The organism is Nocardioides plantarum (genome assembly GCF_006346395.1).
In the GTDB taxonomy this organism is placed as follows: Bacteria; Actinomycetota; Actinomycetes; order Propionibacteriales; family Nocardioidaceae; genus Nocardioides; species Nocardioides plantarum.
On the sequence record NZ_VDMS01000001.1, the window covers coordinates 652,964 to 665,429 of the forward strand.

Genomic DNA, 12,466 nt, shown 5'->3' on the forward strand with positions numbered 1-12,466 from the left:
TGCCTTCGAGCAGACGGCAGATGTGCAGCCGTCGCACGGGGGCGGACGAACTGCGACATGGGCGCCGTTCGCCGTAGCGACCGTTGAGTGCAAGGTAGGCAGGTGACCGAGACCCCTCCGGATATGCAACCGGTAGTGCAGCCACATGCGGTGAGCGTGATGCGCACGCGAGTCGAGGGATCCTGGGCGCCAGCGTCGTCCGACTCGAATCTGGCGGCGCCACCACCGCAGGGGCGGCCCGCGTTTGCGCCTGCTGGCGCTGACCTCGACCTCCGTCTGGGGTGGGATCGGTTCGAACAGTTCGTCTTCGCGCTCATGAGACGTACGCATGGCGCTAGGGACTTCCAGTTCCGCCGCTACGGGGTCCAGGGCCAGGCGCAGCATGGGATCGATCTTGCGGGCCGGATGCCGGACGGCTCGTGGCTGGTCGCCCAGTGCAAGGACTACATCGCATTCACCGCCAGTGACCTCCGCTCCGCAGTCGAGACGTTCGCCGTCGGGACGCGGCCCTTCGGCGCCCAGACATTCATCGTGGTGACGTCGGCATCGACGCAGACCACCCAGTGCGCAGACGAACTCGCCGTGCTTCAGGAAGAACACCCCGACCTTGTTCTGGACCTATGGGGCAGCGAGCAGATCAACGAGCGATTGCGTGACCTCCCCGACGTGGTGGGCCGATTCTGGACTCGCGAGACCGCTGACGCCTTCTGCACCGGCGCACCACTACCGGGGATCCCGGCCCCGCCACTCGACCGGCAGCAGCGGGCAGAACGTATCCTGCTCGGACCACTCAGCACCACAGACGTCGCCCCCGTGCTCCGAGAGGCGGAGGCCCTCATCGGTTCCGATCCCGTCCGGTCAGCACAACTCTTCGGTGAGGTCGCTCAACGGCTTCACGATGACCACTTCCTTGGTCACGCGTTTGTCTTGCGACGTCGTCAACTGGAGGTCCTGGCCTCGGCGGCACGTCCGGAGGACGCGGTCGCATTGGCAGGCGGCCTGACCGCTACCGCACTGATGCGTGGCGATCGTGACGCAGCCAGCGAACTCGCCCGCCGAGTCCGCGCCATAGCCGAACAGACCGCCGAAACATCGACTGCTGAACAGGCCCGGCACGTTCAATTGATCGAAGCGGCCGTGTACGACGCCCTGCGACCTATCGATGGCCCCTCGCGTCTAGAAGCAGCACTCCCCCCAACGCCGGACGCCCCCAATCCGCCCTACCACTCGACACTCGTCCTCCTCCTCGCAGAGGACATGCTTGCCACCGACCCCGGACGGCTTAGCCACATCGACGTCCATATCCAGACGGCGATTGCCGACGCGGCTGCACGGGAGCCGGACTCTGACCTCCTCCTGCAACTTCGCCTGGTCCGGGCGGAATACGACGCCGACGAACGACTCGACCTGAACATCAAGGCGCGCCGCTACCAGGTCCCCCGTCGTGCCGCAGCGCTCATCGCATCCCGCGAAGCGCGACGCTGTGCCAACGATGGACGGACCGAAGACGCTTTGGATGGCTGGCGGGATGCCGTCAGCCACGGCATCGAGAGCGACCTAGACAGAGAGGCAGCAGGATGGCTCTACTCCATCCGCGCGCTGAACTCCCGGTACGGGCCGCTGACAGATCACATCGATGACGAGCACCGACTGGCGCAGGCGTTGCGGGCGACTGCCACCGGCACATACCTGCACCGCGTCCGGAGTCCGCGTGAAGCAGCGATGGCTGCACTGGTGTCAGACCGCCCGATCGAATCTGTATTGCATGCGCGGCGATGGCTGATCGACGCGTGCATCACAGGTGCGTGGGCCAGCGAGGTCGAGGCCATCACGTTTCTGGCCGACAGATACGCACAGAACCGTGAACCGCTCCGAGCGGCGCTGCTCTACCAGCGGGCGGGCGACGGCAAGAAGATCGTCGCTCTAGCCGAAGCACTGGGTGACACGCCGTTGCCGTTCGGGCCTCTCGCAGACCAGCCATGGTGGGTAGCCTCCACGATCTTGAAGCAGGTTTCCGCACAAGAGGACCTGCTGCCCGCTGAAGTTGTACGCGCTCTGCTGCGGTCGTCGATCGCGTTGGCGCGACGCGGCCAGGTCGGGGAACTCATCGACTCTCCGTTTGGTCATCTGGCGACACAATCAATTAAGACGACATGCGAACTCGCGCACCGAGGATCGTCGGAGCAGGCCGTCGAGGTTCTCGAACTGTTGGCGCCGTATGTGGAGCGCCAGCCGAACCATGGGTGGAGTACCGACAAACCGCAGGCAGGATGTTGTGTCCCGATTGCGATCGAGCATCCGACGCTCGCCTACCTCGCCCTGACACGCTTGATCGCACTCGCAGCGGCTGGCTCACAGGATGCCCAGAAGGCCCTACTTCACGATCAGGTTCGACCGCTGATCACTGGTGACGACGCGGACCAAATCCTTCCACCGACTTACATCTCGACGATCACACCGTCCGAACGAGAAGACCTCCGATCACGAATCATCCGGCTTGCGGAGGAGGGGCAGTACCTCAGCGACGTCGCTCTGCAAACGATCGTCCCTGACCACGACATCGTCCAGCATCGGGCACGCGTTGCACGCGACCGCATCCTCAACCGTGAGGACCCAAGACCTGGCGTGACGACCTTCGGAACAGGGATTCCTAGCGACTCGTACTTGGTCAGCCTCCTCCCGGTTGACGAGTCGCAGCCATGCCTCGACAAGTTGCTTTTCATCGCCACCGACCCCCGTGAAGCGGCGCTCAACCGACAGGATGCCCTGATTGGTGCAAGGAACCTGGTCATCGATCAGGCGCCTGGCGCCAGGGCAGCCGCCTTTGAGACGGCCTGGATGCTGCTCTCCGAAGCGCCAGGCCCGAGCGCCCTTGACCAGTTCACGGGCACACCACATCCACTCAGCGCTCTCCAGGTTTCGATGGGCTCAGCATCCTTGCGCGGCGAGGCGCTCCGCCTGGCACACGCCGCGATCGCGCATGACGGCGATCCCGAGCAGGAGCGGAGGATTCTTCGAGCGGCGATCGACCTGTTCAACTCGACCGAGGGTCGCGACCATTACTGCGCCGCTCTCACCATCCATCAGTTGCCGCACGATGTCACCACGAGCGTCGACGCAGCGCTTCTCGCGAGCCGTGACCAGAACGTCCTCCGACAAGTGGCAGCGACTCTCACGGTCCGAGAACCTGATCGATACGTCGAGGTCCTGCTCGCCCAGGCACATGATCACGCCCACCAGGTACGTCGGACGCTAGCCGAAGCCATTGCCCGTCTCGACGTTCCACTGCCACCGCCGCTGGCCGCGATCCGCGACATCCTGATCACCGACATCCGGCATTCAGTCAGACGATGCTTCGATCGACCGTCAGTTGAGGGTGCATAGATGCCGTGCGGCGGGCCCGTTCCTTCGCACCAAGCCGATGGGCTCCGGGTTGGCGACTCTCCGCTGTGAGGCTTGTACCAGTAGCGCACCTGATGGCGGTGTGGCTGCGTTGCGGCGATGCGAATCAAGACTTGAAGCCCGTGCCGTATCCGAGTCGTCCGGCGCTGGAGCCGTTGCCGGAGTTCGTGGGGACGTCGGGTAAGCGCGGGCAGACGGCCATCCCGTGCCTGTGATGTACGGCTGCGACGACCACGACTGATCACAAGTCGACACCTGCCGACCTACACAATCACCATCAAAACCGGTACCAACGCACACACGATCACCAACCGAACCTGCGCCGGAACGCCGAGCACGCCATATCCTTGGCCGATCACCCTGACGACTGACGACACCAACAAGTCAGTCGTCACCGTCACGGCCACCGACCGGGCGAGCACCGTCCCTACCACCGTGACCTGAACCTACATGCCAGCGACGTGCTCACTTCTGCCACTATTGCCGTTCTGCCAATGACCGCCAGCGCAGTCACCTCACTCACGTGAATGTGCTGAGTGACCACTCGAACGCCCAGCAACACTGGGGCACCAAACCGGCCACCGGCCGCTCCAACGAAGCAACTCGGGTTGAGACGTGGCCACGTCTCGCCCCGCGTCCAGCAACCGCGCTGAATATGCGTCTCGCGAGTCCTCCGGGGATCCGTCGGACCGCTCGGCTAACGTGTGCCTACGTCGATGGTGATCGACGGCGACACTCGTTTCTGCAGGTCAGAGTTGGTGGCTCACTCCCACTCGATCGTGCCCGGCGGCTTGGAGGTGATGTCGACGGTGACCCGGTTGACCTCGGCGACCTCGTTGGTGATGCGCGTGGAGATCCGCTCCATCAGGTCGTAGGGCAGGCGGGCCCAGTCGGCGGTCATCGCGTCCTCGCTGGTGACCGGCCGCAGGACGACGGGGTGGCCGTAGGTGCGGCCGTCGCCCTGGACGCCGACGGAGCGCACGTCGGCCAGCAGGACCACCGGCATCTGCCAGATGTCGCGGTCGAGACCCGCCCGGGTGAGCTCCTCGCGGGCGATGGCGTCGGCCTGGCGGAGCAGGTCGAGGCGCTCGCGGGTGACCTCGCCGATGATCCGGATGCCGAGGCCGGGGCCGGGGAACGGCTGGCGCCAGACCATCGTGGACGGCAGGCCGAGCTGCTCGCCGACGGCGCGCACCTCGTCCTTGAACAGCGTGCGTAGCGGCTCGATCAGCTCGAAGTCGAGGTCGTCGGGCAGACCGCCGACGTTGTGGTGGCTCTTGATGTTGGAGGCACCGGCTCCCCCGCCGGACTCGACGACGTCGGGGTAGAGGGTGCCCTGGACGAGGTAGGCCGTCGCGGCCCCGGCCTCGAGGTCACCGAAGACCCGGGCCTCGGCAGCCTCGAAGGTGCGGATGAACTCGCGCCCGATGATCTTGCGCTTCTCCTCGGGGTCGCGGACCCCCGCGAGCGCGTCGATGAACTGGTCGGCCGCGTCGACGACGTCGAGGACGTCGAAGACCTCCTCGAAGTCGTGGCGGACCTGCTCGGTCTCGCCCTGACGCATCATCCCGTGGTCGACGTAGACGCAGGTGAGCCGGTCACCGATGGCGCGCTGCACGATCGCCGCCGCGACGGCGGAGTCCACGCCGCCGGACAAGGCGCAGATGGCCCGGCCCTCACCGACCTGGGCCCGGATGTGCTCGACCTGCTCCTCGACGATGTTGAGCATCGTCCAGGTCTGGCGGCAGCCGGCGATGTCGTGGAGGAAGTGCTCGAGCACGGCCTGGCCGTGCTCGGTGTGCAGCACCTCCGGGTGCCACTGGACGCCGGCCATCCGCCGGTCGAGCGACTCGAAGGCCGCCACGGGGGTGCCGGCGGTCGCGGCGAGCACCTCGAAGCCGGACGGCGCCGCGGTCACCGAGTCGCCGTGCGACATCCACACCGAGTGCTCGGCCGGGAGCTCGGCGAGCAGCGTGCCGGGGGTGCCGACCGCGACCGGGGTGCGGCCGTACTCCCGGGCGCCCGTCGCGGCCACCTCACCGCCGAGACCCTTGGCCATCAGCTGGAAGCCGTAGCACATGCCGAAGACCGGCACGTCGGCCTCGAAGATCGCGGCGTCGATGCCGGGGGCCCCCTCGGCGTAGACCGAGGACGGCCCGCCGGACAGGATGATCGCCTTCGGCTTGCGGGCCAGCATGTCGGCCACCGGCACGTGGTGGGCGACGATCTCGGAGTAGACGCGCGCCTCGCGCACGCGGCGAGCGATCAGCTGGGCGTACTGGGCGCCGAAGTCGACCACCAGGACCAGGTCGTGCTCGGCAGGGGTCTCGGTCGCCGTCATGGTCGAAGGGTATCGAGGCCCGCGCCCACGCCGTTCCTAGACTCCCTGCATGACTCCCCCCGCAGACCAGCCCGCCGAGTTCGTCGCCACCGCCGACCTCCACGACGAGCACGGGGACGCGCTCGGGTCGTGCGACCTGCAGCTGCGCCAGTACGGCGGGAGGACGAGGTTCCGGGGCGAGGTCGTCACGCTGCGCTGCCACGAGGACAACGTGCTGGTGCGCCAGACGCTCTCGGAGCCGGGGCACGGCAAGGTGCTGGTCGTCGACGGCGACGGCTCGCTGCACCGGGCGCTGATGGGCGACGTGATCGCCGACCTCGCCGTCGGCAACGGCTGGGAGGGCGTCGTCATCCACGGCGTCGTCCGCGACTCCGCCCTGCTCGCCGGGCTCGACCTCGGCGTGAAGGCCCTCGGCACCAATCCGCGCAAGAGCACCAAGCACGGCACGGGTGAGCGCGACGTGCCGGTGGCCTTCGGCGGCGTGGTCTTCACCCCGGGCGCGACGCTGGTCAGCGACGAGGACGGCGTGGTCGTGCTGCCGTAGCCCCGTCAGGGGATCAGGGCCAGCTTGCCGCCGGGGTGCTGCTGCTGGAGCAGCGTGGCTGCTTGGACGGCGTCGGCCAGGGCGAAGGTGCGCGCCATCGGGACCACCAGCCGCCCGGCCGCGGCGAGGTCGACCAGGTGGGCGCGGACGCCGTCGCGGAAGGCCGCGCTGGCCGGCATCGCCCCGCCGATCGCCCGGAACCCGTCGGTGCCTGCTCGGGCGGGCGCCGCGATCGTGACGATGCGGTCGCGGTCGGCGACCAGGGCGAGCGAGACGTCGACGGCCTCGTCGGTGCCGACGCAGTCGAGGGCGGCCACGACGCCGTCGGGCGCGAGCTCGCGGATCCGCTGCTCGAGCCCGTCGCCGTACTCGACGGGCGTGCCGCCGAAGCGGCGTACGACGTCGGCGCGCGCGGCGCCCGCCGTGCCGACCACGCGAGCGCCGAGGAGCGCGGCCTGCTGGAGCACGCTGACGCCGACCGCACCCGAGGCACCGTGCACGAGGATGGTGTCGCCGTCGGCGACCCCGGTCACGTGGAGCATCTCGGCCGCGGTGGTGCCGGCCAGGAGAAGGTTGGCGGCCTCGGGGAACGACAGGCGCGGCGGCTTGGCGAACACGTCGCGCGCCGGCACGGTCAGCTCCGTGGCCCAGCCGCCCACGACCCGGAAGGCCAGCACCTCGTCACCGACCGCCACGGCGCCCGAGGCGATGGCGGTGTCGGGCCCGACCGCGCTCACGACCCCGGCGACCTCGTAGCCGAGGCGCTTGGGGAAGTCGGCGGCGTCACCGCGGGCCACGTGCTTGGCGTCGGCCGGGTTGAGCCCGGCAGCGCGTACGGCGATCGTCACCTCGCCCTGCCGCGGCGGCGCGAGGTCGTGCTCGACCAGCTCGAGGACGTCGAGGCCGCCAGGACGGGTCGCGATCCAGCACTGGGCCATCAGGCCACCGTAGCCAGGCGGGACGGTCCGCACAGCACCCAGCCCCGCCGGGAGGGAGGGTGGCGGGGCTGGCGCGTCCACGTGGATGCGGGCATCACACGGGCATGAACTCGGCCCTTCGGGAGGGAGCAGGTGTTCACCGAGTTCGTGGGTTCAACGAGGCTCCCGCGAGGGGGTTACGCCTCAGGACACCTTGACGATGGGCAGCCGGAGCGCACCGGACGCGGTCGGCGGCACCGCGGGGTGACGGGGCTGCACGGGCTCGACCCGGCGGTAGTCCTCACCGAGGGCGGGCCGCTGGTCGACGTCGCCCTTGTTGGGCCACAGCGCCATGGCCCGCTCGGCCTGGGCGGTGATCGTGAGCGACGGGTTGACGCCCAGGTTGGCCGAGATCGCCGAGCCGTCGGCGACGTGGAGGCCGGGGTGGCCGAAGACCCGCTGGTAGGGGTCGACAACGCCCTCCTCGGGCGAGGTGCCGATCGCGCAGCCACCGATGAAGTGGGCGGTCAGCGGCATGTTGAAGGGCTCCCCGATGTTGCCACCGGGCGTGCCCCCCGTGATGCCGGCGATCCGGCGTACGGCCTCGTTGGCGACCGGGATCCAGGTCGGGTTGGGCGCGCCGTGTCCCTGGCGCGACGTCATCCGCCAGCCGAGCAGGGACTTCTTGCCGTAGGTGGTGATCGAGTTGTCGAGGCTCTGCATCACCAGGGCGATCACGGTGCGCTCGGACCAGTGCTGCATGTCGTAGAGCTCGCGGATGTTGGCGCGCTGCTTCCACAGCTCCTTGAGCCAGGACTGCCAGCGGGGCACGTCGCCGTCGCCGTCGGTGAGGACGGTCTGCATCAGGGCCATCGTGTTGTAGCCCTTGCCGTAGCGGCAGGGCTCGATGTGGGTGTGCTCGTCGGGGTGGAAGCTCGACGTGATCGCGACGCCGTAGGAGTAGTCGGTCTTGTCGGTCCTGGGAGCGATCGCGCCGAGGATCGACTCGGAGTTGGTGCGCGACAAGAAGCCCAGCCGGTCGGACAGGCGGGGCAGGTGACCCTCGTCCTTCATCCGGTGGAGCAGCTTCTGGGTGCCGAGCGAGGCGGCCGCCATCACGACGTGCTCGGCGGTGATCGTGCGGGTGTTCTTGGCGGTGGCGCGCTTGGCCTTGGTGTACTTGACCTTGACCTCGTAGCCACCCTGCGCGCGCGGGCTGATGCGGGTCACGGTGGTCAGCGGGAGCACCCGGGCACCGCGCTTCTCGGCGAGGTAGAGGTAGTTCTTGACCAGCGTGTTCTTGGCGTTGTGGCGACAGCCCGACATGCACTCGCCGCAGTTGAGGCAGGCGTTGCGGCTCGGGCCCTCGCCGCCGAAGAACGGGTCCTCGACCTGCTCGCCGGGCTTGGCGGACGGACCACCGAAGAACACGCCCACCGGGGTCGGGTGGAACGTGTCGGCGACGCCCATGTCGCTGGCGACCTTCGCCATGACGTCGTCGGCCGGGGTGTGCACGGGGTTGTCGACCACGCCGAGCATCCGCTTGGCCTGGTCGTAGTAGGGGGCCAGCTCGTCCTTCCAGTCGGTGATGCCGGACCACTGCGGGTCCTTGTAGAACTGGTCGAGCGGCTCGTAGAGCGTGTTGGCGTAGACGAGGGACCCACCGCCGACCCCGGCGCCGGCGACGATCAGGGTGTCGCGCAGCGCGTCGATGCGCTGGATGCCGTAGCAGCCGATAGCCGGGGCCCACAGGTAGCGCTTGAGGTCGAAGGTGCCCGAGGCGAAGTCCTTGTCCTCGAAGCGCGGACCGGCCTCGACCACGCCGACCGTGTAGCCCTTCTCGATCAGCCGGAGGGCGGCCACGGACCCACCGAAGCCGGAGCCGATGACGAGTACGTCGAAGTCGAAGTCGTTGCTCATGCGCGTCCCAGCTTCTTCATGATCGTGAGGTTGGCGGTCATCATCTTGGCGTAGGTCTCGTCGGACATCCCGAGCATCGGCGCGAACCGGATCAGCCGCTGCGTGGCGACCGACTGCGACTCGGTGTAGCGGTGGATGCCCTCGCTGCCCTGGCGGCGGCCCATCCCCGACTCGCGCATGCCGCCCATCGGGGAGTCGATGCTGGCGAACGTCGCGCCGAACGCCTCGTTGATGTTGACGGTGCCGCACCTGACGTGACGGGCGATGGCGCGGGCCCGGTCGCCGTCCTGGCTGTAGATCGAGGCGTTGAGGCCGTAGTCGCCGTCGTTGGCCCGGGCGACCGCGTCGGCCTCGTCGTGGAACCGGTAGAGCGACACCACGGGGCCGAAGGTCTCGCGTCCGAAGCACGTCATCTCGGGCGTGACCCCCTCGAGGATCGTGGGCTCGTAGTAGTAGGGCCCCAGGTCGGGCCGGGCCCGACCGCCGGTCAGCACCCGCGCCCCCTTGGCGACGGCGTCGTCGACGTGGGCGGCGACGGTGTCGAGCTGGTCCTGGCTGATCAGCGAGCCCATGTCGTTCTCCCAGGCCAGGGTGGCGCCGAGCGTCATCGCCTGGGTACGGGCGACGAAGCGCTCGACGAACCGGTCGTAGACCTGGTCGGCCACGAACATCCGCTCCATCGAGACGCAGAGCTGGCCGGCGTTGGAGAACGAGGCGCGTACGGCGCCCTCGGCGGCCTTCTCGAGGTCGGCGTCGCGCAGCACGAGCAGGGGGTTCTTGCCGCCGAGCTCGAGCGAGCAGCCGATCAGCCGCTCGGCGCACTGCGCCGCGATGAGCCTCCCGGTGGCGGTCGAGCCGGTGAAGCAGACGTAGTCGGCGCGCTGGACGATCGGCCCGCCGATCTCGGGCCCCCCGCCGGCGACGACCTGCCACAGGCCCTTCGGGAACCCCGCCTCGTCGAGCAGCCGGGCGCCGAGCAGCGCGGTGAGCATCGTCTGGGCGTCGGGCTTGGTGACCACGGCGTTGCCGGCCAGCAGTGCCGGGAGCCCGTCGCACAGCGCCATCGTGAAGGGGTAGTTCCACGGCGAGATGATGCCGACGACGCCCTTGGGGACCCGGTTGACCTCGACCCGCGTGAGGCCGGGTACGACGCCGAGCCTGCGCCGGGTGTCGAGGTGGCGGTGGGCGGTGCGTGCGTAGTAGCGGGCGGTGAGCGCGATGTGGAGCGGCTCGTCGAACGCGTGCTTGCGGGCCTTGCCCGACTCGAGCACGGTCAGGTCGATGATCTCGTCCTGCCGCTCGAGGACCAGGTCGTGCAGGCGCAGCAGCATCGCGGCCCGCTCGTCGATCGGCGTACGCGCCCAGGCGGCCTGCGCACGACGGGCCCGGACGAACGCCTCGGCCACGTCGTCCTCGCTCGACTGCGGGATGTGCGCGAGCGGGGCGCCGTCGAGCGGGCTGCGCACCGCGGCGGTGCGACCGGTGGTGGCCACCAGCCGCGAGGTGAGGCCCGCGACGTAGTCGGGCTCGAGCGCGTAGACGGCGGTGGGGTCGTGCTCGGGATCGGCCGGCCCCTCGACCAGTGGTCCACCTGCGGGCATCGGGTTCTGGGGCGGGGCCATATACCGAGAGTATGTGACCAGCGTCTCCGAGGCTACCGATCGGTCACTTTTGTGGTTCTTTACATGGGACGGGTGGTTGTCAATCGGTGTGACCCCGGTGGGAGTTTCACCACCGACGTGGTGAAACTCCCACGTCTATGACGAAGGTTCGTCGAGGCGGCGGGAGTTTCACCGCCGAGGTGGTGAAACTCCCAACGCCTCACCGCCGCCCATTCGGGCGCTCAGCCACCTGCCACCTGCGACCGACGTCAACCCGCGGGCGCCTCGAGGTAGATCGACTTCAGCTCGGTGTACTGACCCAGCCCCTCGGGGCCGAACTCGCGCCCCAGGCCGGAGGCCTTGTAGCCGCCGAACGGCGCGGCGAAGTCCATCGTGTAGGTGTTGACGCCGTACGTGCCGGTGCGCACGCGGCGGGCGACGTCGAGCCCGGCGGCCTGGTCGCCGGTCCACACGGTGCCGGCCAGGCCGTAGTCGGAGTCGTTGGCGATCCGGACCGCGTCGTCGACGTCGTCGAAGGGGATGACCGAGAGGACCGGGCCGAAGATCTCCTCCTGGGCGATTCGCATCCGGTTGTCGACGTCGGCGAACACCGTCGGGCGGACGTACCAGCCGCGGTCGAGCCCGTCGGGCCGACCGTTGCCGCCGGCCACGAGGCGGGCGCCCTCCTCCTGGCCGATCGCGATGTACTTCTCGACTCGCTCCTGCTGGCGCTGGGCGACCATCGGACCGATCTCGGTGGCGGGGTCCATGGGGTCGCCGACCTGCATGCCGCTCACAGCCTCGGCGAGCGCGTCGACCACCTCGGCGTAGCGCGTGCGGCTGGCCAGGATGCGGGTCTGCGCGACGCACGCCTGGCCAGAGTTCATCAGCGCGGTGAACTTCAGGCCCTCGATCGCGATGCCCAGGTCGGCGTCGTCGAGCACGATCGCCGCCGACTTGCCGCCGAGCTCGAGGCTCACCCGCTTGAGCTGCTGACCGCAGACCGCGGCGATCTTGCGGCCGGCGTCGGTCGAGCCGGTGAAGGCGACCTTGTCGACGCCGGGGTGGGCGACGAGGTGCTCGCCGACCTCGCGGCCGCCGGCGACGATGTTCACGACGCCCGCCGGTACGCCGGCCTCCCGGAGCAGCTCGGCCATCAGGTAGCCGTCGAGCGGTGTCTCGGGCGCCGGCTTGACCACGACGGTGCAGCCGGCGAGCAGGGCCGGGATCACCTTGGACATGATCGTGAACTGCGGGACGTTCCACGGCGGGATGGCGGCCACGACCCCGACCGGCTCGCGGCGCACCATCACGGGCGTGCCGAGGACGCCGGTGCGGGTCTCCTCCCACGGGTAGTCGCGGGCGATGCCGAGGAACGCCTCGATCTGCATCCACGGCGCCGGCGACTGCGCGAGGTTGGCGAACGACGTCGGCGAGCCCATCTCGGTGGTGATCAGGTCGGCCATCTCGGCCAACCTCCCGGCGTACAGCCCGGAGAAGACCTGGACGACGTCGATGCGCTCCTGCGGCGTCAGGCGCGGCCACGGGCCGTGGTCGAAGGCCCGACGGGCGGCGGCCACCGCGGCGTCGATGTCGGCCGGTGTGCCCTCCGGGACGGTTGCCACGACCTGCTCGGAGTGGGGCGACACCACCTGGATGGTCCGGCCCGAGGCGGGGGCGGTCCAGGTGCCGTCGATGAAGAAGGCGTCGCGGTCGAGGGTCATGAGGTTCTCCGTTGTCG

General features: G+C 69.1%; 7 protein-coding genes. 2 read left to right on the forward strand and 5 right to left on the reverse strand.

Going from position 1 to position 12,466, the window contains the following annotated elements; all coding sequences use genetic code 11:
* The first annotated feature begins 102 nt into the window (after nt 1–102).
* Nucleotides 103–3,384, forward strand: coding sequence for a hypothetical protein (locus FJQ56_RS02930; RefSeq protein WP_140007697.1), 3,282 nt, complete (start codon nt 103–105; stop codon nt 3,382–3,384).
* A 781-nt stretch (nt 3,385–4,165) separates the two neighbouring features.
* Here the strand turns inward: FJQ56_RS02930 and guaA are convergent.
* Nucleotides 4,166–5,743, reverse strand: coding sequence for a glutamine-hydrolyzing GMP synthase (guaA, locus tag FJQ56_RS02935; protein WP_140007698.1), 1,578 nt, complete (start codon nt 5,741–5,743; stop codon nt 4,166–4,168).
* A gap of 49 nt (nt 5,744–5,792) precedes the next feature.
* Between guaA and rraA the strand changes: the two genes are divergently transcribed.
* Complete coding sequence (rraA, locus tag FJQ56_RS02940) at nt 5,793–6,287, forward strand: ribonuclease E activity regulator RraA (protein WP_140007699.1); 495 nt, start codon at nt 5,793–5,795, stop codon at nt 6,285–6,287.
* A gap of 5 nt (nt 6,288–6,292) precedes the next feature.
* Here the strand turns inward: rraA and FJQ56_RS02945 are convergent, their stop codons facing one another.
* The 4 genes from FJQ56_RS02945 to FJQ56_RS02960 form a co-directional block, all read right to left on the reverse strand.
* Nucleotides 6,293–7,225 carry a quinone oxidoreductase family protein gene (locus tag FJQ56_RS02945; protein ID WP_140007700.1) on the reverse strand — a complete coding sequence of 311 codons (933 nt, stop codon included), beginning with the start codon at nt 7,223–7,225 and terminating at the stop codon, nt 6,293–6,295.
* Nucleotides 7,226–7,408: 183 nt separating this feature from the next.
* On the reverse strand, nt 7,409–9,124 hold the full coding sequence (locus FJQ56_RS02950; protein ID WP_140007701.1) for a GMC family oxidoreductase N-terminal domain-containing protein: 1,716 nt from the start codon (nt 9,122–9,124) through the stop codon (nt 7,409–7,411).
* Nucleotides 9,121–10,746: a succinic semialdehyde dehydrogenase gene (locus FJQ56_RS02955; protein ID WP_140007702.1), complete on the reverse strand. Its 1,626-nt coding sequence runs from the start codon at nt 10,744–10,746 to the stop codon at nt 9,121–9,123. The genes FJQ56_RS02950 and FJQ56_RS02955 overlap by 4 nt, the downstream gene beginning before the upstream one ends.
* Nucleotides 10,747–10,994: 248 nt before the next feature.
* Nucleotides 10,995–12,449 carry an aldehyde dehydrogenase gene (locus FJQ56_RS02960; RefSeq protein WP_140007703.1) on the reverse strand — a complete coding sequence of 485 codons (1,455 nt, stop codon included), beginning with the start codon at nt 12,447–12,449 and terminating at the stop codon, nt 10,995–10,997.
* Nucleotides 12,450–12,466 lie beyond the last annotated feature (17 nt).